Here is a 24,480-nt window from a genome sequence, read left to right as displayed (position 1 = left end):
CCGTGGAAGACTACCACGTTGATAGGCCGGGTGTGGAAGTGCGGCAACGCATGTAGCTTACCGGTACTAATAGCTCGATCGACTTGATCACTCTCATTTACAATATCCATCGAACAATGTTCGATAGATATTAGTTTAGTTTATGTCCTTACGGCTGAGCGCCTGACTAACGTCAGGCTAGCCTGCGGACAGCACGCCGAAACATCGGCGACGGCCAGTCGGCCTTGCGAAGCTTCGCTTCGAAACGCTTAAACTGATATCGTTTTATTATCTGCACGAAAGACAACCAGCTTCTCATATTTGTGTTCTTCGCCGACCTGGTGGTTATGGCGGAGCGGCTGCACCCGATCCCATTCCGAACTCGGCCGTGAAACGCTCCAGCGCCAATGGTACTTTGTCTTAAGACACGGGAGAGTAGGTCGCTGCCAGGTCTGCTAAGCACACAAATAATCAACATCTTCTCAAATCCATACAAACAGACTTTCAACGCAGTAAGCGCGCAAAATACCGAATATATGACTAAGTGAGAGTGGCTCGGAGCAGCCCGTTCGGTCTAAAATCGATAATCAATCGATTTTTAAACGATCTCACCTCATCAGGCCTAACCTAGTATAAGGGCCTGACTTCGCTTCCGGGCTCAAAAGTCCGTAATTCTTTGACGCGGGGTGGAGCAGCCCGGTAGCTCGTCAGGCTCATAACCTGAAGGCCGCAGGTTCAAATCCTGCCCCCGCAACCAAAATCTCAAAAAAAAATACTAAAACCTTTGATGCACACGCCATATTCGTAGCTATACCGCCTCTACAAGCTACATGAGAAGCCCGTTCAACCAAATCGATAATCAATCCATAGCTGCGGGATTTTTGTTTTTTGCAGACGTTCCAATGGTTTGACGTTCTATCCTGCCTAGAATTGCACCCAATTCACCGTGCCAGTTTGCATCGACTTGGCCATGTTTTTGGCCCGGCGTCAGAGAAATCTTGTCAATTAAGCAGCGAAGTCGCTGCGAGGCGGCCTGTCGTTGTTCGGGATCGTTCAGCGCTTTTTTTAAGTGCTGTGACTTGCATCCTATAGATCGCGGAAGCGCTTGGAAGAATGTCAGGCATGCCATCTGGCAGATTTACGAGGAGGGCGGTTAGCTCTGCCTTGCGCGTTTCCAATAGGTCCATCTTTTGTTTCATGGACTGATGATACATGACATTGGTTATGGCTTCGACAATCTCTAGAGTCATAATATGACGTTCAAGTCCTGCAAGCACGCGAGCTTCCAGTATGCTCCGCGCAATCGTTCGACTGTTCGTGCAGGTTCCTTTGCTGATGTGGTTGGAGCAAACAAAGCGATCTAAACCGCGCAGCGAGTGTGAGCCTTGGCATATGCCGCATGTGACGAGGCCAGACAGAAGCGATTTTGGTCTGCGGGTTCCGTTTAAGCGGTTTTGTTTGTGATGGTTACGAATAGCCTCTGTGACGTGGATGAACGTCTTGGCAATCTCGCCCTGACGCGCACGCACCGCGTGCCAGAGTGCGTCATCAACAATACGGAGTTCCGGAACGTCTTTGATAATCCAGTCGGATTTTGGATTGAGTCGTGAAACCCGTTTGCCGCTTGATGGGTCTTTGATATAGCGCAGCCTGTTCCAGATCAAACGACCGATATAGAGTTCATTGTTTATGAGCGTGGTGTCAAGCTTTACATGTCCGCGGATAGTGGTGTCGTTCCATAGCTTTCCCGCAGGTCCTGAAACGCCTTCTTCATTTAATGTGCGTGCAATGGTGCGTGTACCAATACCGTTGGCGAATTCCAAAAAGATGCGGCGAATGATGATGGCTTCATAGTCGACGATCTCGTGGTCCTGTCGTCGTCGCCGGGAATGTAGATCGGGAGCGAATCCTTCCAGCCAGGGTGCTGCGCGTCAAGAGACGATAGTGGGCCGACGCCCGCCGGTCCTTGATCCGCCATTCGCTTCCATTCGACGAGTTTCAGGATAAGTTTACAAGAGAGATTAATGAAACCATCTAGCCTGAGCGAGATTCGAATTTCGTTAGAAATGTCGCCGACGAACCCTCGTACATGGTCGTGGTTGCTGCCCGCTAAAGCGAACCTCATCAGTTTTCGGAGATATTCTGCCAGCGACGATGAACCATATTCCGAGATTCCGACGGCGGTTTTTGGGAATGGCGCCGAATACATTCGGCGCAAGGGCAACCCAGCGAAGGAGGAGTGATGTCTCTTCGCGCCGAAACCACTACGCGCAAAAGGCCACAAACAGGCTTGCCGCAGGACCATCGTCCCGGTCAAGCTTGGTCTCGACACCTTAAGAAGTAAGCGTGCGCCCTGATATTTGGCATATGACATTCGATATTGGTGAAGAGGACGCTCGTCGGCTGCGGACATCCGGTGGCTTAGGAGAAAAGCCTTCAGCCAGGCAACGACAGGATCTCCTTTCGGGGTAGTCTGCGCGGCCTTTCGAGGATTTGTCAGGACTTGCACGATCTCTATCTGAAGGTCGAACGCCTCGTCTGTGTCGCGGCTATTAAGTTCGCGGTTCAAGGCATCGAGCTGGACTAAATCGCCCCTGTGCCGCGCGAACTCGGTCCTCAGCTCCGCGTCGGCAAGTGGCGCACCTTGAGGATCAAGCCAGCAAGCTCAAAAAATGTTTCGGAATTGTGACGTCCTCCCCTGGGGCCGAAACGTCTCTGAATCTGTTCAGCGAGGCAATCATTCGACTGACCTAAGGCTCGGAAGTAGGGAACCACACTCCTCAAAGATGTCCTTCTCGGGAAAGGAGAGGTCAGTCGGAATTTGATCTGGTGCGCCGGGACACTCTCACGATGCTTTTGAAAAGTGCCGATCAACAAGGGCGATTCCACAGATGGAAGCCATTAAGTAGCAATGGGTTGATGGCGCGGTAGAGGCTCCGTAAAGCGAGCTTCGTGTCCCCGAGCTTTGGGCGCTAATCCAAGCCTGCGACTTTATAAGAATGGCCTATGAAACGATCCTATCGACGGCTCTTGTTACTCTATCCGATGCCCAGCGGAATCGGATGCCGCTATCGTGTACCGTAACCTTCATGGAGATATGCCGTAAGGCGTGATGGTATCTCGCTTTTAAAGGTTGCTAGATTGCTACCTCCAACGAATGTCGGTATCGGTAGTTGTGTGTCCGCAACCAAATATCACCCAAATACGTCAATCATCTTATGCAGCCCCATGCACCTATATCTACTTATGTGCGTACCGTTCGGCCAAAATCGATAATCAATTACACGACAAACCGGATAAATCCGGAACACAAAACCAAAGTATCCAAAAATCTAAAGAAGATATATCAACCGTGTTGCCCGTATAACAATACAAGGGCAAAACGCCCCCAACAACAGCCCGCCCCGAGCGGGCTATTTGCTTTATAAGGTAGCATCCAGAATTTGTGCTCTGTGCATTTTGGAAACATGAAAATCACGGCGCGGTTTTTTTGTGAAAATAATCGATATTGGACTATCCAAAATAGCTTTTAATTGGCCTAGAAACTTTGGTAACGGCCGTTTTTAATCAGCCTATTAATCGGCGCAGAATATAGGCCCTCAAGAAATCTATCAAGAGAATAGATAAGAATTAAAAATATTATTTATACTTGATGCGTTACCCCAATCTGTATTTACTCACGAATTGTAACGGGTTTAAACTTTTTTGGGAAGGGCAAGTCGATGACAGATATTGTGCAGCCGATACGTGGCACAAAGGGTGCGGATATTGTAGGGCCGCGTAATCTGGAAGTGGAAGCGCAGAACCCCGATATTCTGCTGCCCCCTGAAACAGATCATGGCGGCATTCCAAATCTGAAATTTCCTTTTGCCATGGCACATAACCGTCTTGAAGACGGTGGTTGGGCACGTGAAGTTACCCAGCGTGAAATGGGCAGCTTGAAAGAGTTGGCAATTGTCAACATGCGCCTTCCTGCTGGCGTCGTTCGCGAGATGCATTGGCACAAAGAAGCCGAGTGGGCTTATGTCCTGAAAGGGAAGGTTCGCTTCTATTTGGTGGATGATAAGCGTCAGACATTGGTTGAAGATCTTGAGCCGGGTGACCTTTGGCTTGCGCCTGCCGGTTTTCCACATGCAATTCAGGGGCTTGAAGAGGGCACGGAGTTCGTACTTGTCTTCAACGACGGTAATTTCTCTGAAAACCAGACTTTGCTTGTGACAGAGCTATTTGCACATACTCCGCGCGAAGTTCTTGCTAAGAATTTTGGTGTACCTGAAAGCGCTTTTGACGGTATTCCTTCCGAAGAAAAATATATTTTCCGCCAGCCTGTACCAGCTCCGCTCGAAGAAGTTCGTCGTGATCTTGGTGCAGTGAGCTTTACGGACAAGTATGTGTTCCGTGCATCCAAGCAGCAGAAGAACCATTTTGAAGGTGGTGCGACGCAGGTTGTCGACAGCAGCAATTTCGCAGTGACCAATCTTGCGGCGCTGTTTATCGATCTGGAACCGGGTGGCATGCGTGAAATTCATTGGCATCCCGATGCTGATGAAATTCAGTATTATATCAGTGGTCAGGCCCGCATGACGGTTTTTGATGCTGTCAACAACGCGCGTACCTTCGATTTCGTTGCGGGCGATGTAGGCTATGTACCCAAGACATTGGCGCATTACATCGAAAATACCGGCAATGAGCCTGTCCGTGTTCTGAACGTCTTTCACACCGGTGAATATAAGGACGTATCTCTCAACAACTGGCTTGCATTGACGCCGAAAGAGCTCGTGAAGGGGCATCTTGATGTTGGTGATCCGCTGATGGGAGCGCTGCGTCAGAAATACCAGACGATCGTCAAAGGCTGACGCTTCGCTGAGATCTAAGGAGTTCGTTCTGATGAACGAACTCCCTTATTTTCCGTACGATACTATGTGCAATTTTGGGTGCCATGGGCTGTTGATCGCGTCGGACTAATCCTTTGGCGTTTGAGGCGGCAGCTATGTCAAGGGGAATGATCATGGAAGAATTCATGTCGAAGATGCTGGTCTCTGACCTCATCCCGATCTTTGTTGTTATGATCTTAGGCTATGTCAGCGGTAAGAAAAACATCTTCGCAGAAGATCAGGCAAAAGTTTTCAATAAGCTGGTTCTGGATTTCGCACTTCCCGCCGCTCTGTTTGTTTCCATCGTTCGCGCGGACCGCGCGATGTTGTTTGAAAATGCGACATTGACGATTATTTCTTTCGTCGGTCTGGTTGCGCTTTTCATGCTTTCCTACTTCACGATGCAGTGGTTCTTCAAGCGAAGCAAGGCGGAAGCCGCCGTTTGCGCCTTGATCGCCGGATCACCAACAATCGGATTCCTAGGCTACGCTATCCTGGATCCTCTTTATGGCACCGGCGTTGAAACTGGTCTTGTCATCGCCATTGTGGCGATTGTTGTGAACGCTGTTACCATTCCGATTGGGCTTTACCTCTTGAATGCAGGTGGCGGCGGCGACAAGACAACTGCTGATGCACCCAAAGACAATGCACTGCTTTCCGCGTTCAAGGAGCCAGTGGTGTGGGCCCCAGTGCTGGCCGTAGCGCTTGTTCTTGTTGGCATTAAAGTGCCTGCCCAGTTCGATCCAACTTTCAAACTGTTGGCACAGGCCAATTCCAGCGTGGCGGTTTTTGCAGCGGGTCTGACACTTGCAGCCTACAAAATCGAACTCGACAAAGAAGTTGCCTACAATACGGCTTTCAAGCTCATACTGATGCCCGGTGTATTTCTGATTGCTGGCTGGCTCTGCGGTCTTAGCCCGCTCGTTCTGCAAATGCTGGTTCTCAGTGTTGCGCTTCCGCCAGCATTCTCGGGCATTATTATTTCCAGCCGCTTTCAGGTTTATACGCGAACAGGAACATCGTCACTTGCAGTCAGCGTGCTAGGTTTTGTGATCGCTGCTCCAGTGTGGGTATATCTTGCAAAAATTCTCGGAAGCTAAATAATTTTCTGGAGTTGTTATGGCGCGGATACTCATCGCTATTTCTAGTAACTTTGGTGCAAATCTTGTGCTTGCACGGCTTCTTTCTCCGGTTCTTGAAGAACTGGGCGCGAGTGTCAGAATTCGGCGCGTGGAACTTCAAGCTCCAAGCGCCGAGTTGTCAGAACTAGAATATGCTTCGGCGATTGATCTTGAGTGGGCGGACGGGTTTGTATTCTCTTCGCCCTCTCACACCGGATTAATGTCATCGGCGATGAAGGCGTTTATCGATGCCAATCACGAGGCTGCAGTAAACGGTAAATATCTCAACAAGACATTTACTGGTATGGCGACTTCAGGCTTTGCCCATGCAGGGCAAGAGCGCGTTGTTGATGATTTGAATGCAGTCGCTGCAGCATGGGGGTGCTTGGTCGTTACGCCAAGCACGGCAAATCCCGACTTAAACAGGCTGAATGGCAATCCATTTGGTCTAAGTTTTGTGCTTCAACATGGAAAAATTGCCGATGTTGACGTCGTCACGCAGGTTCTGAAAATTCACTTCAAACGCTTTGTAGCAGTAACGGAGGCTCTCACTTCTTTGAAAGAGTGAGTCCTTCCAACAAACTCTTAGAGCGTATCCCAAAAGTTTTTCATATTTTTCAGGATACGCTCTAAGTTTTTCTTGGAAATTGCTCTAATCCTCATCCACCACGCGCAGGCGCATTTGGGTGGGTGCGTTATCCGACTGTCGCGTCGGACGCTGAGGCTCTTCAGCAGGTGCCGGGCCAAATTCCAGCGCTTCGATCTTTGCACCGCGCTTCGTCACTTTGTTTGAAGACACCAGAATATCGTCAATGTCTTTGTTGGCTTGTAGGAAATGGGTTTGCAGCTTGCGCACGCGTTCATCAAGGCGACCCACATCTTCCATTAAACGCACCACTTCGCCCTGAATGACATGGGCTTGCTCGCGCATACGCGCGTCTTTGAGGATTGATTGAATAACCTGAATTGAAAGCATCAGCAGCGAGGGTGAAACGATCACGATCCGCGCGCGGTGAGCGCGATGTATCAGCGCTTCAAAATGCTCGTGAATATCCGCAAAGATCGATTCAGAAGGCACGAACAAGAAGGCCGTGTCCTGTGTTTCGCCCGTGATCAGATATTTGTCGGAGACGTCTTTGATATGTACTTCCATATCGCGTCGAAACTGCGCAATGGCGGCCTTACGTGCCTCAGGCTGTTCGGTTGCACGCATGGAATTCCATGCTTCGAGCGGAAATTTTGCGTCAATCACCAATGATGGTGAGTTGTTAGGCATCCTCACGAGGCAGTCGGGGCGTGTTCCATTGGACAGTGTTGCCTGAAACTCGTAAGCGCCTTGCGGCAAGCCATCGGCAATGATCGCTTCCATGCGTGACTGGCCGAATGCGCCGCGCGTCTGCTTGTTGGCGAGGATTGCCTGCAACTGCACGACCTGACCGGCAAGCGACTGGATATTGTTTTGTGCTGTGTCGATGACCGCTAGACGCTCCTGCAACTTTGCAAGATTTTCATGGGTGGAGCGTGTCTGCTCGGTCATGGTCTGGCCGATGCGATGGGTCATGCCGTCGAGACGTTCGCGGATTGATTGATTAAGCTCTGCTTGTCGTGAGCCGAAGACTTCGGCCATGGTCTGCATCCGCCCCTGCATTTCGGATTGGGCTTTCAGAATCTCCGCCATGCGATATTCCGCATCGCGCGCACGGTCTTCGGCCTGTGCTTCCGCAACGGCACGAAGTCGGGCAGATCGGGCCGCCGCAATGAGAAAGATTGCAAGGCAAACAACCAGCACGACTATGCCCGCAAGGAGTATATCTCCAAGCGTGAAAGAGGTTGCGCCAAGCTGCAAAAGTGGTTCGTTCAAGAGATTCTGGTTTTCCATAGGTGAAGCTTAGCTGATTCGTGTTGCCTTGATGAGATCAAAACAAGAACATTTTGCAAGTTATAATTGACGATTCTCGCGCAAGCGATTACGTGAAACGCATGTCTATTAAACCGCTTATCATTCTTCCGGATCCTCTTCTGCGTGAACTGTCCAAGCCAGTTGAACGCTTTGACGATCAATTGCGCAAATTTGCCGGCGACATGTTTGATACCATGTATGACGCGCCGGGCATTGGTCTCGCTGCCATTCAGGTGGGCGAACCTCTGCGGATGCTGGTGATTGATCTCGCTAAGGAAGACGCTCCGAAAGAGCCGCACGTCTTCATCAATCCGGAGATTGTAGTCTCATCGGACGAGCGCAGCGTCTATGAAGAAGGCTGCCTTTCCATCCCGGATTATTATGCTGAGGTTGAGCGACCTGCGACGATCAAGGTCAATTACTTCGATGCGGATGGCAAGGAAAAGTCGATGGAAGCCGATGGGCTGATGGCGACCTGCTTGCAGCATGAAATCGATCATCTGAATGGCGTGCTGTTTATCGATCATATCTCCAAACTTAAGCGCGATATGGTGATCAAGAAGTTCAAAAAGCTCGCAAGCCAGCGCGCGCCAAGTAAGGCTTTGTGATGCGGATCGTCTTTATGGGGACGCCGGATTTCTCCGTGCCAATCCTCACAGCTATCATCGGTCAGGGCTATGAAGTGGTCGCGGTCTATTCGCAGCCACCGCGTCCGGCTGGCCGTCGCGGACTGGAACTGACCAAGTCGCCGGTGCACGAAAAGGCCGAAGAATTTGGCATTCCGGTTTTCACGCCGAAAAGTCTCAAAGGCACCGAAGAGCAGGACGTCTTTGCGAGCCTTGAAGCCGATGTCGCAATTGTCGTGGCTTATGGCCTGCTGCTGCCACAGGCTATTCTCGATGCGCCGCGTTTGGGTTGTTACAATGGCCATGCCTCGCTTCTGCCGCGCTGGCGTGGAGCGGCGCCTATTCAGCGTGCGATCATGTCCGGTGATACTGAAACCGGCATGATGATTATGAAAATGGATGTGGGGCTTGATACTGGTCCCGTTGCCATGGTCGAGAAAGTTGCGATCACGCCGGATATGTCGGCAGGTGAATTGCATGATCGTTTGAGCTTGATCGGTGCTGATCTGATGGTGCGCGCATTGGGCGCGCTTGAGCGTGAGAGTCTAACGCTTCAGCCGCAGGCCGACGATGGTGTAACTTATGCCGCCAAGATCGACAAGGCCGAGGCGCGTATCGACTGGTCGAAGCCTGCGAAGGATGTTCACAACACAATCCGCGGCATCTCTCCGTTTCCGGGTGCGTGGTGCGAGATGGAAATCAACGGTGCAGTCGAACGCGTCAAACTCCAGCGCTCCACATTGGGCGAAGGTAGTGGAACGCCAGGAACCGTGCTTGATGATCGTCTGACGATTGCTTGTGGTGATGGCGCTGTGCGTCTTGTGACATTGCAACGGTCTGGCGGTAAGCCTTTGCCTGCACAAGAGTTTCTGCGTGGTGCAAACGTGACGAAGGTGCTTTGAGCGGTGCCTCGTTATAAGATCACGGTCGAATATGACGGCACGCCCTATGTCGGCTGGCAGCGGCAGGAAAACGGCTATGCTGTGCAGAACGCCATTGAAAAGGCGTTTAAGAAGTTTTGCGGTGAAGATCTGACACTAGGTGCAGCGGGGCGTACAGATACGGGTGTTCATGCTTGCGCTCAGGTTATTCATGTTGATCTTGCCAAGGATTGGGGTGCGGCCAAGGTTCGCGATGCGTTGAACGCGCATCTGGTGATGGCCAACGAGCGCATCAGTATTTTGAATGTCGAAAAGACAACGGATGCTTTTGATGCGCGGTTTTCGGCGCGTGGCCGACATTATCTTTATCGCATTCATAATCGCCGTTCGCCCTTAGCGATAGATTATCAGCGCGTGTGGTGGGTGCAGAAGCGCCTTGACCACGAAGCCATGCATGAAGCTGCAAAGCGCTTGCTCGGCGAACATGATTTTACGACATTTCGCGCGACGCAATGTCAGGCAAAAAGCCCGATCAAGACGCTCGACCGGCTCGATATTACGCGTACGGGCGATTATGTCGAAATGCGGGTTTCGGCGCGTTCATTCTTGCATAATCAGGTGCGTTCCTTTGCAGGCAGCCTGATGGAAGTGGGCGTTGGCCGCTGGACGGCTGATGATTTGCAGGCCGCTTTGGAAGCGAAAGACCGCAAGGCTTGCGGTCAGGTTGCGCCACCTTATGGTCTGTATCTGGTTGGCGTCGACTACCCGTTTCCGTTTTAGAGCACGTTTCGATCTGATTGAATGAGATCCGCGCTCTAATTCTTTGTTTAGACGCGCATCTTGTCCGAAAACCGTTTCACACTTTTCGGGATGCGCTTTAAAAACTCTCCGCGCCAATTCCGATGCCAAACAGCTGTTGCAGGAACACTGTGATAAACAGTGAGCCGAAAAACACACAGGCATAAAATGGTGCGACATAGGCGTGCGGGCGTTGCAGTACGATGAATGTCAGTCGGTAGCTCAAGATAATTGAGATGCCGAAAAGTACAAAAGCGAACAGCGTCGCAAAATCCAGCGCTCCCGGAAAGAACAGTTGAATGAGGGTTATTGGCGCGAAAAGCCAAGCCAGCAACGCGCTGCCCCAATTGGTTGCGATGACGTAAGGCGCGTAACGCTTTGATATGCCAATGCGGCGGGCAAGTAGGCCGATAATGACAAGCGGAATTATCCACGCAGCAATATCAACGATAGCTGCACGGATAACGATTGCAAGGCGGAGACCAGCTTCATCGCGGCCCGCTGTCAGATCGGCCGAATAGGCGACCCATGTCGCAAGAAGCGGCGGGAGAGCCACGATAATCGCATAGAAAGATGCCCAGAAATCTTCTGCTGAGATGTCCAGATATGCAAGGCCGTCTTTGCGGCCAAGCATCATCTTCCAGACGCCCGTGAAATATCTGAAAATATCATCCAGACTGGGCATGTCGTTCCCTTATCCGAAGAAGTCAGCGATGAAGCGTTCGTATATCTGTGTCAGCCCTTCAAGGTCGGCAAGAGCCACGCGCTCGTCAACCATATGCATGGTTTGTCCAACAAGGCCGAATTCGACGACCGGGCAATAATCTTTGATGAAGCGCGCATCTGACGTGCCGCCCGATGTAGACAGCTTCGGACGTTTGCCGGTGACAGCCTCTACAGAAGATGTGAGCGTGCCGATCAGCTTCTCATCGCGTGTGAGGAACACATGGCTCGGATGTTCGCGCCATGTCAGTTCATAATTGATTGGTGTTTCGCGGCCCGGACGAAGGCGGTCATTGCGCGAAGCCTTTTCAAGACGCGAGATGATTTCGGCCTTCAGGCTGTCTGCCGTCCACGTATCGTTGAAACGGATATTTAAGGACGCTACCGCCTTATTGGCTATGACATTGGTGGCCTTGTTGCCAACATCGATGGTGGTGACTTCCAGATTGCTGGCCTGAAAATCTTCAGTGCCTTCATCAAAAGCTGGATAGAGCAGACTATCGACAAGGGTTGTGATGCCACGCACGGGATTTTCGGCAAGGTGCGGATAGGCGGCATGGCCCTGCACACCATGAACTGTGATCGTGCCGGAGATTGAACCGCGACGCCCGATCTTGATCATGTCGCCAAGCGTATCGGGATTTGTTGGCTCGCCAACAAGCGATGCGTCCCATGTTTCACCACGGTCTTTGGCCCATTGTAACAGCTTTTCGGTGCCATTAATCGCTGGGCCTTCTTCATCGCCTGTGATGAGGAAAGAGACGCTGCCCTTGAGGCTACCTTGCTTTTCGATATGACGTGCAACCGCTGCCACAAAGCAGGCAATGCCACCCTTCATGTCGACTGCACCACGGCCATACATGATACCGTCTTCAATCGCAGCGGAAAAAGGAGGGTGCTTCCAGTCGCCTTCATTGCCGGGAGGCACCACATCCGTATGGCCCGCAAACATCAGATGCGCCCCATTGCCAGATTTGCGCGCATAAAGGTTTTCGATGTCAGGCGTATCTTCGTCGGTGAAGACAGGGCGCTGGATTGAAAAGCCCATAGGCTCAAGCATTGCTTCCAATGCGGTCAGCGCGCCGCCTTCAGCGGGCGTAACCGACGGGCAACGAATAAGAGAAGCGAGGTTTTCAGCGGGATTGGTAGGAAGGCTCATGATGTCAAAGCTTTGTTCTGAGAATCGTGTGGGCTTGAGATTAGATCGGGACGCCCCCAGATGAAACAACAATCCCTCGTTAGCGTAAACAAGATGCAGTGCGCATGGGTTTTAGAAAATGGAGGTTCGACGAACCAAAGCTCTTTTAATCGCGGCTTTTCTCAGAATGTCGCAAATCGGGAATGAAATTTCCTTGACCAGAGGGCCACTGTCATCGTTAGTTAAAAAAAGGTTGATAGCGAGACCCGGGAAACGGGCCGGTCAACGGGAACAGTTTCTAGAAAATGCTTTTCGGAGCATTTTAAAAATGGGAATCCGCTATGCGTTTATTGATGACAGCAGCATTAGGTTTCGTGGCATTGTCTGGCGCAGCTATTGCCCCGGCAAAGGCCGGTCAATGGAGTGAAGCGGGCGGGATTACCAGCATTCCTTATGGGCATCTGGATTACTGCAAGCGCACACCGCGCGATTGCAGTTCGCACCGTGCTCTTGCACCGATGAAACTGACGCCGGATCGTATGAAGCTGCTGCAAAGCGTTAATGCTTCGGTCAATGCCGCGATCAAGCCGGTTTCCGATCAGGACAATTACGGTAAGCGTGATTACTGGACCATTCCGAAGAACGGCAAAGGCGATTGCGAGGATTATGTGCTGCTAAAGCGTGCCAAGCTTATGGCGCGCGGGATCAGCCCGTCGCAGCTTTTGATTACCATGGTGCAGGGAAGCGAGGCACATATCGTGCTGACCGTGCGAACCGATCGTGGTGATTACATTCTCGACAATATGCGATCAGAGGTGTTGCCAGTTGAGAAGACTTCTTATCGCTATATTAAAATGCAGTCACCGTCGCATTCGGGGCAATGGGTTTCAATTGCAGGCCGCTCTGTAAACGTCGCCAGCAATTAATTTAATCACTATAAGCGAGAGCTGTCAGGCAGAAGGGGTCGCATAGCGCGCTCCCTTTTTCATTTGCGCGATTAGCAGACCCAGACTCAGTGTATTTTTTAAGATTGCAGATGAAATCGTTAGCCGTGCAATTGTGATTAACACCATTCATTGTTCGATATTGTTACACAATAAAAGGCGACACAGTGTTCGCAAAAAGTGAACAAAAATGACATGATAACAAATTGGTTACTGCTGATATATGATTCAACATATTGTAAAAAATATATAATTCTAATTTTTACATGCCTGTTAGAAGAAGTTGGGCGCACGAATGTGTGATTAAGAAAACATTTTCGTGACTAGAATTTTTCATCACTGTCACCCATTTGAGGCTCATGAGGACGACGCACAGAACGTCGCCCAAATGACTAAGGAGATAGAAAATGAATAAGTTTGTTCTTGCTGCTGCTGCCCTTGCTCTTAGCGCCGGTGCTGCTTTTGCTGAAAATCCTCATGTAGGTGAACCTGCAGATCTTTATGCAAATGATCGCACTCCTGTTGCTTCGCAGCGCGTAGACAACACCGCAACTGCAACTATTGGCCAGACGGTCAATATGGATGGTTCCGCTCACCGTTTTGGTGATGCATCGCCATCGAGCTACCAGAACTAAGAATACGATTATGACATTGGTCGTTACAGTTTAATTTTAAATCGTAACGACAGAGATTGCGGGTTGTAAGTGCGGCCTCCCAAGGTTCTTACAACCCGATATTTGAAAATGATCAATTTAACAAATCTCCCCGGAGGATGGTTGTTTGCCATCCCGGAGTCCCCGAAGGGATAGGCAAATTGCCATCCGATGGGGTGATAGAAGGATTATGAAAATGAAAAAGTTTGTTCTTGCTACCGTAGCTGTTGCTCTTAGTGCCGGTGCCGCTTTTGCTGGAAACCCACATGTTGGTGAACCGGCTGATCTGTACGCAAAGGATCGCACACCAGTCGCTGCCCAGCGCGTTGATCACACTGCAACTGCATCGATCCCAACGAACACATACTCAGATGGTTCTGCACATCGTTTCAGCGATGCATCGCCTTCGAGCTACCAGAAATAAGCCTTTTGGCAGTGAATACAAAAAAGGCGAAGCTTTCGGGCTTCGCCTTTTTTCTTTGATTATGCTGGCAAATTAATCGCGCAGCAATTCATTGATAGAAGTCTTCGAGCGGGTCTTTTCATCGACGCGCTTAACGATTACAGCGCAATAAAGACTTGGGCCCCAGTTTTCGCCCGGTACATTTTTGCCCGGCATGGTGCCAGCAACGACGACCGAATAAGGTGGCACTTCGCCATAGAATATTTCGCCGGTTGCGCGATCAACAATCTTGGTCGATTTGCCGATGAATACGCCCATGCCAAGCACGGCACCTTCACGAACGATACAGCCTTCAACGACTTCCGAACGCGCGCCAATGAAGCAATTGTCTTCGATGATGGTTGGACCAGCCTGCATTGGCTCCAGAACGCCACCGATGCCGACGCCGCCCGACAGATGCACATTCTTGCCGATCTGCGCACAGGAGCCAACGGTGGCCCATGCATCGACCATCGTGCCTTCATCGACATACGCGCCGAGATTGACGAAGGATGGCATCAGGATCGCATTAGGTGCGATGTAAGCCGAATAGCGCACAACCGAATTGGGAACGGCGCGAATGCCGGCCTTTTCGAATTCATTGGCTGTCCAGCCGTCAAACTTGGAAGGAACCTTGTCCCACCAGGAAGCTTCGCCGGGGCCGCCCTTGATGATCTGCATCGGGTTGAGGCGGAACGAAAGTAGGACCGCTTTCTTGAGCCACTGATTAACCTGCCAGTTGCCGTCCGCCTGTTTTTCTGCCACACGCGCTTCACCGCGATCGAGCAAAAGAAGCGACTGCTCAACAGCATCGCGAACTTCGCCGCGGGTTGCTGTGTTGATGCCATCGCGTTCGTCAAAAGCCTTTTCGATGACCTTTTCAAGGGAGGCGAAATCTGGCTTGGTCATATGGCGGTCTCCATAAACTGGCAGGATAAGCGGCTGCCGTCTTTTTGGCCGGCAGTTGTCAGCCAAGTGATTAAGCGAAGGCAGGATATGGGTCAATCGCGTTATTGTGCGAAATAACTCAACGCAATTGCGCCAGATTAAGAATTTAACGCTGAAAATAATGCTAAGGCAACAAAACGCATTGAAATTGAAGGAGCAGGCAAGCATGAACCCGATGGAGAAGACTGGCTGGACGCCTTTCCCGAATTCTGAGGAAGCCGTTAAACAGGCGCGTACCGTGCCAAAGACACCTCAGACTGAGGCTGAGGCCTATCGGCTTGCCTTCATGGATGATGACTTCATGACGCGACGCGATATGCGTCCGATCCGGCTCCAGCTTGAGCTTTTGAAGCCAGAACTGATCCTTGCGGACCGTGGTATCAAGTCAACTGTCGTTATGTTCGGTGGTGCACGTATTCCAGAACCGGGCGGTGACGCATGGGCCGCAAAGAACGAAGTGCAGAAAAAAAACCTTGAGGCAAATTCGCGCTATTATGAAGAAGCGCGCAAGTTTGCCCGCATCTGCTCTGAATATTCAGCGACCACCTATTATCGTGAGTTTATTGTCGTAACTGGCGGTGGTCCGGGCGTAATGGAAGCGGGCAATCGCGGGGCTGCGGATGTTGGCGCGCCGACTATTGGTCTTAATATCGTGTTGCCGCATGAGCAGGCACCAAACGCTTATGTAACGCCTGACCTTTGCTTCAACTTCCATTATTTTGCGATACGTAAGATGCATTTTCTAATGCGTGCGAAAGCGATCTGCGTATTTCCGGGTGGCTTTGGCACGATGGATGAACTGTTCGAAGCAATGACGCTGATCCAAACCGATCGCATGGAACGCATGCCACTCATTCTGTTTGGCAAAGAGTTCTGGAGCAAGGCGATCAATATCGAGTTTCTGGCAGAGCAGGGCACAATTTCGCCCGCAGATATTGAATTGCTGACCTTCGTTGATACAGCCGATGAGGCTTGGGACGAGATCAAGAATTTCTATAAGCTCTGATCTCTTCGATTTAAGCTTTCAGAGCGCCCGGTCTGTTATGGCCGGGCGTTTTCGTTTTCTGAATATTCGCGTGGGCGGTGAACGAGTGTCACCAGCACGACGGAAATAATCATCAGTAGATACCATGAGCCGAGTTTGCTGAGTGAAACCAGTTCCCAGCCATTGCGCTGGTTTGGATAAAGCCAGACTTTTGACCATGTTCCGATGTTCTCCGCTATCCAGATGAAAAGCGATGTCAGCAGAAACGCGATCAACAGTGGCATTTTATGCCGGAAGCGAAACACGCGATAATGCATCGTTGTGCGCCAGTAGAGCGCGAAGGTTGCGGCAAACAACACCCAGCGCATATCCCATAAGAAGTGGTGGGTGAAGAAATTGATATAGATCGCAGCTGCCAGCACGATCGTCGTCCAAAGCGGCGGATAATTATTGAGCCTTATGTCGAAGATGCGATTGATACGCGCCATATAGGAGCCGACGGCTGCATACATGAAGCCGGAAAACAGCGGTACACCGCCAATGCGGAAGAAGTTTTCCTCTGGATAAATCCACGAGCCAGCATCGGTTTTGAATATTTCCATCGCCGTTCCGACAATATGGAAAATGACGATGACCTTGGCTTCTTCCCAAGCTTCCAGCTTGAAGACAAGCATACCAAGCTGAATCACAACGGCGGAAAGAAACAGGAAATCGTAGCGGGTAATAAATCCGGCATCACCTTCTGGCCAGAACCAGCGTGTAAGGATGATGAGGCCCAGCATCGCGCCGCCGAACAGGCAGGCCCATGCTTGTTTTAATCCAAAAACCAGAAACTCTATTAGCGCATCGCTGATGCGATGGCGGGGCAAGCTGTCGAGAAGGCTGTGAGCTGCCTTATCAATACGTTTTTCAAGGCCGGTAAACTGGCTATCGGTCTGCATTTATGGTTTGCAGAAATTGGGTCAGATTGTCGGTGACATAATCGACCTGATCAGTAAATTCCGGATCGCTTTCCCATATCTCGGAGAATGTCGGCTCAAAATTATTCGGTACAATCAGCACTGTTTTCATGCCAAGTGTCTTTGGCACAACCAGATTGCGTGCCAGATCCTCGAACATGACAGCATTTCGCGCATCAATGCCGAAAGCACCCAGAAAACGATCATAAGTGACGCGCTCAGGCTTTGGCGTCAGGCCAGCAGCTACAATGTCGAAAATATCATCGAAATCATCGAGAATGCCGAGCTGACGTGCTGCGCGCTCTGCATGACCACGATCACCATTGGTGAAGATGAAGCGACGACCGGGCAGGGCGCGGATTGCTTCTCCCAATGCCGGATCGGGTGTTAGCCATGTGTAATCGATGTCATGGACATGCTTGAGAAAATCGTCCGGGTCGATTTCGTGGCATTCCATCAGACCTTTGAGCGTGGTTCCATATTCCAGATAAAACTGTTTTTGAATCTTGCGTGCTTCGTCACGCGGCAGATTGAGCAGCTTTTCTACATAGTTCGTCATCCGCACATCGATCTGCGAAAACAGATCGGCGGCGTGTGGATAAAGCGTGTTGTCGAGGTCAAATACCCAGTCGGTGATGTGAGCAAAGGCTGAGGCTTCAGGTTGATTGGTCATAGCACTTTATCTTTTTGCGCGTATTTCTCCCGAAAACCGCTGCACACTTTTCGGAATGCGCTTTTATGGCACGATCAGTGTGCCAGCACCATGCTCGGTGAAAAGTTCCAGCAGAACCGAGTGCGGTGTCTTGCCGTTTAGGATGACAACGCCCTCAACGCCGCGACGTATCGCATCGATGCAGGTTTCGACCTTTGGGATCATGCCGCCGGAAATCGTGCCGTCTTTAATCAGCGCTTGCGCATCAGCAACCGACAATTCCTTAATAAGGTTCTTGTCTTTGTCGAGAACGCCGGGAACGTCGGTCAGGAACAGAAGACGCGTTGCAGCCAGCGCGCCAGCAATAGCGCCTGCGAACGTATCGGCATTGATGTTGTAGGTATGGCCATCGCGACCCGGTGCAACCGGCGCAATAACCGGGATCATTTCGGAACGCGCCAGCAGATCGAGAAGCGTGCGATCAACTTCTGCCGGTTCGCCGACAAAGCCCAGATCAAGCACTTTTTCGATGTTGGAATCGGGATCGATAACAGTTTTGTGCGCTTTGCGCGCGAAAACCATGTTGCCATCTTTACCGCACAGGCCGATGGCCCATTCGCCTTCAGCATTGATGAGAGCGACGATTTCCTTGTTGATGGAACCGGCCAGAACCATTTCCACCACTTCAACCGTCTTTTCGTCGGTGACGCGAAGGCCGCCTTCAAAACGGGATTCGATGCCGAGCTTGGTCAGCATAGCCTGAATCTGCGGACCACCGCCATGCACGACGATTGGGTTTATGCCTGATTGCTTCAGTAGCGCGATGTCGCGGGCAAAGGCTTTGCCGAGTTCTGGGTTGCCCATGGCGTGACCGCCATATTTCACCACGACATTCTTGTTCTCGTAGCGCTGCATATAGGGCAGGGCTGCTGAGAGGAGTTGCGCTTGCATTTCAGGATTTTCAAGAGTCGTCATCGTGGGTTCCATGGCTGGCGACAGGGCAAGAGGGGCAGGCTTTTCTAAGCAATATGCGCCGCTCTGTAAAACGGTTTTCCGTTTTTTGTTCGCGATTATTTGAACGGCTTAGTCTCAACCGCCGCATTAAAAGCCATGATGAAGGGCCAACAATCACTTTTTGAATGGAGCATTTCATGCAGCGAATAATTTTCACGGCACTTATTTCCCTTGCGGGCTTAGGTGTCGCTCAGGCTGCACCGACGACCGAGACCATTGTTATGGTAAGACATGGTGAAAAGCCGGAGCAGGGGCTTGGGCAGTTGAATTGTCGCGGCCTTAACCGTTCGTTGAAATTGCCGGTCGTTATAGAGGCAGAATTTGGCAAACCGGACGTTATTTTCGCGCCCAACCCTGCCGAGCTGAAAGAGGATAAAGGTGCTCACTATGCCTATAATCGACCGCTTGCTACAGTTGAGCCAACCGCTATAAAATTCGGCATGCCCGTCGATACGCGCTTTGGGTATCAGGATATAGGCAAGTTGCAGAATGCGCTTGAGAAGCCTGAATATAAAGATGCCACCGTTCTGATCGGCTGGGAGCACAAGCAGATTGTGAAGCTGGCCCGAAATATTCTGAAGGCTGAAGGCGGAGACAAAGCCGCAGTTCCCACTTGGGATGGCACTGATTTCGACAGCATCTATGTGGTGCGTATCACGCGTGATGGCTCGAAAACCACCACGCAATTTGAGCAGCTCAATCAGGGGCTAAACCATCAGTCCGATGTTTGCCCAAGTTGACTGAAGCCTATTCCTTGGCGACCAGTGCGATAGCTGCGCGCAACTCATCAAGGCCGAGGCCCTTTTCCGACGACGTCGTGATGATGCCGGGGAAACAGGCTGCACGCTTTTTGGTGAGCGCATGGGTTTCCTCGATCAAACGCGGAATGCCCGCAGCCTTGATCTTATCGGTTTTGGTCAACACAATCTGATAAGACACAGCTGCTTTGTCGAGGAGATCGAGCACTTCAGCGTCATTCTTCTTGATGCCGTGGCGCGAGTCAATCAGCAGGTAAACGCGCTTCAATGTCGTGCGTCCACGCAGGTAATCGAACACGAGGCGCGTCCATGCATCGACATGCGACTTAGGTGCTTCTGCAAAGCCATAGCCCGGCATGTCGACGAGTGCGAGTGGCGGCAGATCGCCATTCTCGCCGGAATAACCATCTGGAACGAAGTAGTTGAGTTCCTGCGTGCGGCCCGGGGTGTTGGATGTACGTGCCAGAGCCTTTTTGCCGACAATCGCATTGATCAGCGATGACTTGCCAACATTGGAACGCCCGGCAAAAGCGATTTCAACCGGGCCTTCAGCGGGAAGAAACTTCATCGAGGGCACGCCACGGATGAAGATCCACGACTTCTTGAACAGCAGGCGACCTTCTTCAACCAAAGCTGCGTGCGCTGCGCGGGTCGCATCTGCTGCTAACTGGGCTGCTGCCAGCTTTTTGTCCTGATCGCTCAATGTCGTCTTCCTGGTCTATAATTCTGTAAAAGACACGCATCAATGCTATGGGCCGTATTGTCAACCACTGAGCATGAACGAGCATAAAAAAAGCCCGATCTTTCGACCGGGCTTTTGTATTTTTACTTTTTCGCCTCTTTGGGCTTTCGCTTGAATACGTCTTTCAGATTGTCAAAGAGCTCGATCTTGACGCCCTGACGCTTCATGATGAAGCCCTGCTGGAGAATGGACAGTGTGTTGTTCCATGCCCAGTAAATCACGAGACCGGCTGGGAATGATGCCAGCATGAATGTGAAGATGATCGGCATCCAAGTGAAGATCATCGCCTGTGTTGGATCCGGAGGCGTCGGGTTCATGCGCATCTGCAAGAACATGGTGATGCCCATGATGATTGGCCAGACGCCGATCATGAGGAACGCAGGCACTGCGAAAGGCAGCAGGCCAAACAGGTTGAAGATCGATGTTGGATCTGGTGCCGCAAGGTCATGAATCCAGCCAAAGAACGGCGCATGGCGCATTTCGATGGTGACGTAGAGAACCTTATAGAGCGCGAAGAATACCGGAATCTGAACCAGAACTGGCCAGCAACCTGCAAGCGGATTGATCTTTTCCTGCTTGTAAAGCTGCATCATTTCCTGCTGCTGCTTCATCTTGTCATCCGCATATTTCTCGCGGATTTCCGTCATTTTTGGCTGCACGAGCTTCATACGGGCCATCGATTTGTAAGACTTGTTAGCCAGCGGGAAGAACAGGCCCTTGAGCAGAACAGTGACAACCAGAATGGCGACGCCGAAATTGCCTGAGAACTTGTAGATCCAGTCGATGAGGTAGAACATCGGCTTGGTGATAAAGTAGAACCAACCCCAGTCGATCAGCAGTTCGAACTGCTTGATGCCGAGCTTTGTTTCGTAGTTCTGGATGTCCTGAACGACCTTCGCACCAGCGAAAACGTGGTTCTTTATCGTCTGCGACTGACCGGCGTCGATAGTAACCGGAGCGCTTAGAAGATCAGACTGGTAGCGTGGGCGACCGTCTGTGAAGTGCGAGAAGCGAGCAGTAAACTTTTCGCTCTGCGGAGGAACCAGCGTTGCTGCCCAATATTTGTCGGTGATGCCGACCCAACCGCCGATGACGTCCTTGAACGAAATGTCCTTGTCGTCTTCGACCTTGGAATATTTGATTTCCTGAAGGCCGTCCTGACCCATGACGCCGATCAGGCCTTCATGGAGAACGTAAGTCGCACTTGCATGTTCTGGCTGGTTGAAGCGGGTAACGCGGCCATAAGAAGCAAGCGAGATTGGCGTGCCGGTGTTGTTGGTGATCGTGTCGTCAACGGCGAACATATAAGCATCGTCAACCGAGATGACGCGCTTGAACGTGACGTTCTTGTCGTTGGTGTAGGTCAGCGTAACAGGCGTCGATGCTGTCAGCTTGTTGTTGCCTTCGACCGCCCAGACAGTGTTTGGACCCGGAACTTCACCCGTTGCTTCGTTGCCGGTAAAGCCAAGCTCTACGAAATAGCCCTGCTTGAGTGCGGATGGTGCGAGCAACTCGATTTCAGGCGACTTGTCGTCAACGGTCTCATGATACTTCTTGAGATAGAGATCATCGAGGCGTGCGCCGGTCAGATTGATCGAACCGCGCAGCGATACGGTGTCAATGTCCACGCGCTGCGACTGTGCAACAGCTGCTTCGCGGGTCAGAGTGCCGCCTGCGGCTGCATTATCATGCTGGCCAGGAATTGCGCCGGCAGTGCCAGGCATCTGTGGAGTATCGCCCTGAGCGCTGCCCTGACCACTTTGAGTGGCTTGCTGGACTTGGCGCTGCTGTTCCTCAATGCGTGTCTGCTCCCGCTGGGCTTCCGTTTTAGGTCCCAGATAGAATACTTGCCACAGCGTTAATACGAGGATGGACAGTGCAATGGTTATGAAGAAATTACGATTATTTTCCATCGACGGGTCCTGATTCCGGTCTTTCCGTTCGGCGTTTCTTTTCGCCCCGCCGATCATCCTTGGCTTTAATGCGTTTGGAGAGTTCTGCGGTCAGTTGCGAAAAGGGCGCAGTAAGTGCTTGCTCGCGTGCTACGATGACATAGTCGGTCGAGAGCGCCATGTCACTCCCCACGTGACAACGAACCGCTTCTCGCAACCTGCGACGGATACGATTGCGTACTACTGCATTGCCGTTTTTCTTGGTGACAGTGAAGCCTGCGCGGGGCTTTTCGCCGATTTTGGCAGCTGCAGATTCTTCTTCTGTCCGTTCCCGGACTTCTAAAAGAAACAGTGGACCACGCCGTTTTTCACCATTCCTGACAGACAAAAACTCCGCTCTCTTGCGAAGGCGGAGTATTTGTTTCTGCTTTTTCATATCTTTAATCACCGCGCTGGTCGCGCGGGGAAAGATTAAGCGGAAAGCCGCTTGCGGCCGCGCGAACGGCGAGCAGCAAGAACTTTACGACCGGCGGCTGTTGCCATGCGTGCACGGAAACCGTGACGACGCTTGCGGACGAGATTGGATGGCTGGAAAGTACGCTTCATTTATTTAATACCGCGGTGTGCGGCCCTTCTTGGTTCTGTCTTTACGACGAGCATGGTCTTGTCTGAACTCGATAGTTACGTTTCAGGACCAAGCTCTATTGAACAGGAGCGAGTTCTTTTCCCTAAAAGCAGGATAGCAAAAGCCATCCATTGACCCTTATGGGCGAACGTGAGCGGCTTATAGGCAAAGGGGTACAAAGAGTCAATTGTCGGTTCACAATTCTCGACAATATATACGGATCAGCATTGCCAAAGCGGGCGGGTGCTTTCATAAGAACGTGCACCATTTTTATAAGCGGATATACACGCCGCAGTCATGAGAGGAGTTCACCATGAGCATCCGTCGTATCGAAGTCGGACCACGTATGAGCCAGGCCGTTGTTCACGGCAATACCGTTTATCTTGCTGGTCAGGTTGGTGAGCCAGGCGCAAGCGTAACCGATCAGACCAAGGCCGTTCTGGTTGAAGTCGATCGTTTGCTCGAAGCTGCTGGTTCTGACAAGTCGAAGATCCTTCAGGCGATCATCTGGCTTGCAGACATGAAGGACTTTGCAGAAATGAACGCAGTCTGGGATAGCTGGGTCGACAAGGCCAACACGCCAGCACGCGCGACCGGTGAAGCAGCGCTTGCAACACCTGACTACAAAGTCGAAATCATTATCACTGCTGCAATCTAATATTACGCAGTCGCTGAATTGAAACCCCGCGTGAGCGGGGTTTTTTATTGGCGAATGCGTTTTGAATATCCTTCGCGATCACCTGCCTGTGCCTTCGCATCAATAGAGGCGCGCTGGCGGGCTTCTTCGGTGGTGCTGCCATCGTTCTTTATCCATCCATGATCATGGAGATAACCGGGCAGATAGCCGGACAGCAGAACGCGGTAGTCGAAGGGGATGCCCGGATCGAGTAACCGTGCCATCTGGAAAATAATGGTCGTGCAGTTGGTAGTCACTGTGTTGTAGAATTTGGCTTTTTGGGCAAGCTGGTTACCTTGCTCTACATAAGAGAGAAAAAGCTCTCGCGCTGCTGCTGGCGGAAGATCGATCTGATAGCGATAGACGTCTTCTTTGCGGACATTGGTTCGCAGAAAAATAATGTCGCTTTCCTCGGCTGCGATCATAGCCAGTTCAAATTCACGGAAAAAACCGCCAATTGCCGAGTAGCTCTCGTGATGCTCCTTGCGAATTTCGCCAGAGAACACAACGTGCCGCCCATCTTCAAAGCCAAACGACAGTAGCGTGTGGGCGATAGCCGGACCCGTCCAGTAGGACAGATAGAGGTCTACTGACGTTATCTTGTCGATATTATAGGTTTCATCTTTCCAGACTGGTGTAAAGTCGTTCACGGTCCGCCAGTCGAAGTCACGCACATTATACAGCGTAACCTGATTGCCCTCTACTTTTCCGGTGACGGTGCGGGCGACTTCTGCCGCCCAGATGCGGTTAAGTGATGGGCGGATCGTTGCCCACCATCCCAAAAAGACCAGAGCAAGCAGGCAGAAAAGAAGACGTTTGCGGCGGCAATAAAATTGGCGTTCACCTGCAACGACCCAAAGCGAGACCGCCAGCCACGCAGCAATGATTGAGCCGCGCACAGCATCGCCAAATGGTAACTGGAACCACATTGCAAAGCTAGACCAGATTGCAAAGAAGATAACGAATAAGACAAAGACCAACTTGGCCGTGAAGCGGACGGGCTTGGATTTCAAGATAGATGACATGGAGATCCCGTATTCGCTTGTCGCTTCATTTATCAAATGACGGCGCGATACTGGCATGATTTGCATTTCATTGTCATCGCCTATCCAGCGGGAAAGCCGATTTATTTGATAGATTAGAGTTTATT

At 51.2% G+C, this 24,480-nt stretch carries 25 protein-coding genes, 1 tRNA gene and 2 rRNA genes; 15 read left to right on the top strand and 13 right to left on the bottom strand.

Annotated elements, in window-relative coordinates:
- The 3 genes from ACOZHT_RS14800 to ACOZHT_RS14790 form a co-directional block, all read left to right on the top strand.
- A 23S ribosomal RNA gene (locus ACOZHT_RS14800) occupies positions 1-91 on the top strand; the annotation flags it as partial.
- 225 nt (positions 92-316) lie between these two features.
- A 5S ribosomal RNA gene (rrf, locus tag ACOZHT_RS14795) occupies positions 317-431 on the top strand.
- A 228-nt stretch (positions 432-659) separates the two neighbouring features.
- Positions 660-736, top strand: a tRNA-Met gene (locus ACOZHT_RS14790).
- A gap of 244 nt (positions 737-980) precedes the next feature.
- On the opposite strand, the gene ACOZHT_RS14785 is transcribed toward ACOZHT_RS14790, so the two are convergent.
- A complete protein-coding gene (locus ACOZHT_RS14785; protein ID WP_421565872.1) occupies positions 981-1,817 on the bottom strand; it encodes a recombinase family protein in 837 nt (278 codons plus the stop codon).
- Positions 1,818-3,701: 1,884 nt separating this feature from the next.
- On the opposite strand from ACOZHT_RS14785, the gene ACOZHT_RS14780 reads away from it, so the two are divergent.
- The 3 genes from ACOZHT_RS14780 to ACOZHT_RS14770 all read left to right on the top strand — a co-directional run bounded on the left by ACOZHT_RS14780 (position 3,702) and on the right by ACOZHT_RS14770 (position 6,542).
- Positions 3,702-4,835, top strand: a complete 1,134-nt coding sequence (locus ACOZHT_RS14780; RefSeq protein WP_339511202.1) for a cupin domain-containing protein — start codon at positions 3,702-3,704, stop codon at positions 4,833-4,835.
- Between the two features lie 164 nt (positions 4,836-4,999).
- On the top strand, positions 5,000-5,953 hold the full coding sequence (gene yfdV, locus ACOZHT_RS14775; protein WP_339511204.1) for a transporter YfdV: 954 nt from the start codon (positions 5,000-5,002) through the stop codon (positions 5,951-5,953).
- 19 nt (positions 5,954-5,972) lie between these two features.
- Positions 5,973-6,542, top strand: coding sequence for a flavodoxin family protein (locus ACOZHT_RS14770; protein ID WP_339511206.1), 570 nt, complete (start codon positions 5,973-5,975; stop codon positions 6,540-6,542).
- A gap of 84 nt (positions 6,543-6,626) precedes the next feature.
- Here the strand turns inward: ACOZHT_RS14770 and ACOZHT_RS14765 are convergent, their stop codons facing one another.
- Positions 6,627-7,853, bottom strand: a complete 1,227-nt coding sequence (locus ACOZHT_RS14765) for a DNA recombination protein RmuC (RefSeq protein WP_339511208.1) — start codon at positions 7,851-7,853, stop codon at positions 6,627-6,629.
- A 101-nt stretch (positions 7,854-7,954) separates the two neighbouring features.
- Between ACOZHT_RS14765 and def the strand changes: the two genes are divergently transcribed.
- Genes def through truA form a run of 3 tightly spaced genes read left to right on the top strand, consistent with a single transcriptional unit; the run spans position 7,955 to position 10,161 of the window.
- A complete protein-coding gene (def, locus tag ACOZHT_RS14760) occupies positions 7,955-8,482 on the top strand; it encodes a peptide deformylase (protein ID WP_339511210.1) in 528 nt (175 codons plus the stop codon).
- Positions 8,482-9,402 (top strand): methionyl-tRNA formyltransferase, encoded by a 921-nt coding sequence (gene fmt, locus ACOZHT_RS14755; protein ID WP_339511212.1) that lies wholly within the window; start codon positions 8,482-8,484, stop codon positions 9,400-9,402. The genes def and fmt overlap by 1 nt, the downstream gene beginning before the upstream one ends.
- Positions 9,403-9,405: 3 nt before the next feature.
- The gene (gene truA, locus ACOZHT_RS14750; protein WP_339511214.1) at positions 9,406-10,161 is read left to right on the top strand and encodes a tRNA pseudouridine(38-40) synthase TruA; all 756 of its coding nucleotides are present in this window, start codon (positions 9,406-9,408) and stop codon (positions 10,159-10,161) included.
- 97 nt (positions 10,162-10,258) lie between these two features.
- Here the strand turns inward: truA and ACOZHT_RS14745 are convergent, their stop codons facing one another.
- Both ACOZHT_RS14745 and dapE read right to left on the bottom strand, forming a co-directional pair.
- Positions 10,259-10,864: a hypothetical protein gene (locus tag ACOZHT_RS14745; protein WP_339511216.1), complete on the bottom strand. Its 606-nt coding sequence runs from the start codon at positions 10,862-10,864 to the stop codon at positions 10,259-10,261.
- Positions 10,865-10,873: 9 nt separating this feature from the next.
- Complete coding sequence (gene dapE, locus ACOZHT_RS14740; RefSeq protein ID WP_339511218.1) at positions 10,874-12,061, bottom strand: succinyl-diaminopimelate desuccinylase; 1,188 nt, start codon at positions 12,059-12,061, stop codon at positions 10,874-10,876.
- 320 nt (positions 12,062-12,381) lie between these two features.
- Here dapE and ACOZHT_RS14735 point away from each other — a divergent pair, with 320 nt between their 5' ends.
- The 3 genes from ACOZHT_RS14735 (at position 12,382) to ACOZHT_RS14725 (ending at position 14,061) form a co-directional block, all read left to right on the top strand.
- Positions 12,382-12,966 carry a transglutaminase-like cysteine peptidase gene (locus ACOZHT_RS14735; RefSeq protein WP_339511220.1) on the top strand — a complete coding sequence of 195 codons (585 nt, stop codon included), beginning with the start codon at positions 12,382-12,384 and terminating at the stop codon, positions 12,964-12,966.
- A 425-nt stretch (positions 12,967-13,391) separates the two neighbouring features.
- Positions 13,392-13,619, top strand: coding sequence for a hypothetical protein (locus tag ACOZHT_RS14730; protein WP_094505394.1), 228 nt, complete (start codon positions 13,392-13,394; stop codon positions 13,617-13,619).
- A gap of 214 nt (positions 13,620-13,833) precedes the next feature.
- The gene (locus ACOZHT_RS14725) at positions 13,834-14,061 is read left to right on the top strand and encodes a hypothetical protein (RefSeq protein ID WP_339511226.1); all 228 of its coding nucleotides are present in this window, start codon (positions 13,834-13,836) and stop codon (positions 14,059-14,061) included.
- Positions 14,062-14,133: 72 nt separating this feature from the next.
- Here the strand turns inward: ACOZHT_RS14725 and dapD are convergent, their stop codons facing one another.
- On the bottom strand, positions 14,134-14,988 hold the full coding sequence (dapD, locus tag ACOZHT_RS14720; protein WP_339511228.1) for a 2,3,4,5-tetrahydropyridine-2,6-dicarboxylate N-succinyltransferase: 855 nt from the start codon (positions 14,986-14,988) through the stop codon (positions 14,134-14,136).
- A gap of 205 nt (positions 14,989-15,193) precedes the next feature.
- Here dapD and ACOZHT_RS14715 point away from each other — a divergent pair, with 205 nt between their 5' ends.
- A complete protein-coding gene (locus tag ACOZHT_RS14715) occupies positions 15,194-16,033 on the top strand; it encodes an LOG family protein (RefSeq protein ID WP_339511230.1) in 840 nt (279 codons plus the stop codon).
- A 35-nt stretch (positions 16,034-16,068) separates the two neighbouring features.
- Here the strand turns inward: ACOZHT_RS14715 and ACOZHT_RS14710 are convergent, their stop codons facing one another.
- From ACOZHT_RS14710 to argB, 3 genes are all read right to left on the bottom strand, one after another.
- Positions 16,069-16,953 (bottom strand): DUF817 domain-containing protein, encoded by an 885-nt coding sequence (locus ACOZHT_RS14710; RefSeq protein WP_339511232.1) that lies wholly within the window; start codon positions 16,951-16,953, stop codon positions 16,069-16,071.
- Positions 16,940-17,644 (bottom strand): pyrimidine 5'-nucleotidase, encoded by a 705-nt coding sequence (locus tag ACOZHT_RS14705; protein ID WP_421565861.1) that lies wholly within the window; start codon positions 17,642-17,644, stop codon positions 16,940-16,942. Before ACOZHT_RS14705 ends, ACOZHT_RS14710 begins: the two co-directional genes overlap by 14 nt.
- A 63-nt stretch (positions 17,645-17,707) precedes the next feature.
- A complete protein-coding gene (argB, locus tag ACOZHT_RS14700; RefSeq protein ID WP_094505418.1) occupies positions 17,708-18,598 on the bottom strand; it encodes an acetylglutamate kinase in 891 nt (296 codons plus the stop codon).
- Positions 18,599-18,774: 176 nt separating this feature from the next.
- Here argB and ACOZHT_RS14695 point away from each other — a divergent pair, with 176 nt between their 5' ends.
- Positions 18,775-19,377, top strand: a complete 603-nt coding sequence (locus tag ACOZHT_RS14695) for a hypothetical protein (protein WP_339511236.1) — start codon at positions 18,775-18,777, stop codon at positions 19,375-19,377.
- 7 nt (positions 19,378-19,384) lie between these two features.
- Here the strand turns inward: ACOZHT_RS14695 and yihA are convergent, their stop codons facing one another.
- The 4 genes from yihA to rpmH all read right to left on the bottom strand — a co-directional run bounded on the left by yihA (position 19,385) and on the right by rpmH (position 22,635).
- A complete protein-coding gene (gene yihA / locus ACOZHT_RS14690; protein ID WP_339511238.1) occupies positions 19,385-20,098 on the bottom strand; it encodes a ribosome biogenesis GTP-binding protein YihA/YsxC in 714 nt (237 codons plus the stop codon).
- A gap of 122 nt (positions 20,099-20,220) precedes the next feature.
- The gene (yidC, locus tag ACOZHT_RS14685) at positions 20,221-22,050 is read right to left on the bottom strand and encodes a membrane protein insertase YidC (RefSeq protein WP_421565860.1); all 1,830 of its coding nucleotides are present in this window, start codon (positions 22,048-22,050) and stop codon (positions 20,221-20,223) included.
- Entirely contained in the window at positions 22,040-22,465 is a 426-nt protein-coding gene (gene rnpA / locus ACOZHT_RS14680) for a ribonuclease P protein component (RefSeq protein ID WP_250038627.1), read from the bottom strand. The genes yidC and rnpA overlap by 11 nt, the downstream gene beginning before the upstream one ends.
- A 35-nt stretch (positions 22,466-22,500) precedes the next feature.
- The gene (gene rpmH / locus ACOZHT_RS14675) at positions 22,501-22,635 is read right to left on the bottom strand and encodes a 50S ribosomal protein L34 (RefSeq protein ID WP_094505388.1); all 135 of its coding nucleotides are present in this window, start codon (positions 22,633-22,635) and stop codon (positions 22,501-22,503) included.
- Between the two features lie 332 nt (positions 22,636-22,967).
- Between rpmH and ACOZHT_RS14670 the strand changes: the two genes are divergently transcribed.
- Positions 22,968-23,312 (top strand): RidA family protein, encoded by a 345-nt coding sequence (locus ACOZHT_RS14670; protein ID WP_094505387.1) that lies wholly within the window; start codon positions 22,968-22,970, stop codon positions 23,310-23,312.
- A gap of 44 nt (positions 23,313-23,356) precedes the next feature.
- Here the strand turns inward: ACOZHT_RS14670 and ACOZHT_RS14665 are convergent, their stop codons facing one another.
- Positions 23,357-24,355, bottom strand: a complete 999-nt coding sequence (locus ACOZHT_RS14665; RefSeq protein WP_421565859.1) for a DUF4105 domain-containing protein — start codon at positions 24,353-24,355, stop codon at positions 23,357-23,359.
- Positions 24,356-24,480: the final 125 nt, after the last annotated feature.

The sequence above is a fragment of the Ochrobactrum sp. EDr1-4 genome (assembly GCF_049199085.1).
Classification (GTDB): Bacteria; Pseudomonadota; Alphaproteobacteria; order Rhizobiales; family Rhizobiaceae; genus Brucella.
This window is presented reverse-complemented; position numbering and strand designations above follow the sequence as displayed.

What these genes read in the sequence shown, in the direction of transcription:
- ACOZHT_RS14715 (WP_339511230.1), top strand. Translation starts at nt 15,194, where the DNA reads ATGAACCCGATGGAGAAGACTGGCTGGACGCCTTTCCCGAATTCTGAG.
- fmt (WP_339511212.1), top strand. Translation starts at nt 8,482, where the DNA reads ATGCGGATCGTCTTTATGGGGACGCCGGATTTCTCCGTGCCAATCCTC.
- ACOZHT_RS14695 (WP_339511236.1), top strand. Translation starts at nt 18,775, where the DNA reads ATGCAGCGAATAATTTTCACGGCACTTATTTCCCTTGCGGGCTTAGGT.
- ACOZHT_RS14735 (WP_339511220.1), top strand. Translation starts at nt 12,382, where the DNA reads ATGCGTTTATTGATGACAGCAGCATTAGGTTTCGTGGCATTGTCTGGC.
- ACOZHT_RS14665 (WP_421565859.1), bottom strand. Translation starts at nt 24,355, where the DNA reads ATGTCATCTATCTTGAAATCCAAGCCCGTCCGCTTCACGGCCAAGTTG.
- def (WP_339511210.1), top strand. Translation starts at nt 7,955, where the DNA reads ATGTCTATTAAACCGCTTATCATTCTTCCGGATCCTCTTCTGCGTGAA.
- ACOZHT_RS14730 (WP_094505394.1), top strand. Translation starts at nt 13,392, where the DNA reads ATGAATAAGTTTGTTCTTGCTGCTGCTGCCCTTGCTCTTAGCGCCGGT.
- rnpA (WP_250038627.1), bottom strand. Translation starts at nt 22,465, where the DNA reads ATGAAAAAGCAGAAACAAATACTCCGCCTTCGCAAGAGAGCGGAGTTT.
- rpmH (WP_094505388.1), bottom strand. Translation starts at nt 22,635, where the DNA reads ATGAAGCGTACTTTCCAGCCATCCAATCTCGTCCGCAAGCGTCGTCAC.
- dapD (WP_339511228.1), bottom strand. Translation starts at nt 14,988, where the DNA reads ATGACCAAGCCAGATTTCGCCTCCCTTGAAAAGGTCATCGAAAAGGCT.
- ACOZHT_RS14780 (WP_339511202.1), top strand. Translation starts at nt 3,702, where the DNA reads ATGACAGATATTGTGCAGCCGATACGTGGCACAAAGGGTGCGGATATT.
- argB (WP_094505418.1), bottom strand. Translation starts at nt 18,598, where the DNA reads ATGACGACTCTTGAAAATCCTGAAATGCAAGCGCAACTCCTCTCAGCA.
- ACOZHT_RS14670 (WP_094505387.1), top strand. Translation starts at nt 22,968, where the DNA reads ATGAGCATCCGTCGTATCGAAGTCGGACCACGTATGAGCCAGGCCGTT.
- ACOZHT_RS14745 (WP_339511216.1), bottom strand. Translation starts at nt 10,864, where the DNA reads ATGCCCAGTCTGGATGATATTTTCAGATATTTCACGGGCGTCTGGAAG.
- ACOZHT_RS14705 (WP_421565861.1), bottom strand. Translation starts at nt 17,644, where the DNA reads ATGACCAATCAACCTGAAGCCTCAGCCTTTGCTCACATCACCGACTGG.
- ACOZHT_RS14770 (WP_339511206.1), top strand. Translation starts at nt 5,973, where the DNA reads ATGGCGCGGATACTCATCGCTATTTCTAGTAACTTTGGTGCAAATCTT.
- yfdV (WP_339511204.1), top strand. Translation starts at nt 5,000, where the DNA reads ATGTCGAAGATGCTGGTCTCTGACCTCATCCCGATCTTTGTTGTTATG.
- yidC (WP_421565860.1), bottom strand. Translation starts at nt 22,050, where the DNA reads ATGGAAAATAATCGTAATTTCTTCATAACCATTGCACTGTCCATCCTC.
- dapE (WP_339511218.1), bottom strand. Translation starts at nt 12,061, where the DNA reads ATGAGCCTTCCTACCAATCCCGCTGAAAACCTCGCTTCTCTTATTCGT.
- ACOZHT_RS14710 (WP_339511232.1), bottom strand. Translation starts at nt 16,953, where the DNA reads ATGCAGACCGATAGCCAGTTTACCGGCCTTGAAAAACGTATTGATAAG.
- ACOZHT_RS14765 (WP_339511208.1), bottom strand. Translation starts at nt 7,853, where the DNA reads ATGGAAAACCAGAATCTCTTGAACGAACCACTTTTGCAGCTTGGCGCA.
- ACOZHT_RS14725 (WP_339511226.1), top strand. Translation starts at nt 13,834, where the DNA reads ATGAAAAAGTTTGTTCTTGCTACCGTAGCTGTTGCTCTTAGTGCCGGT.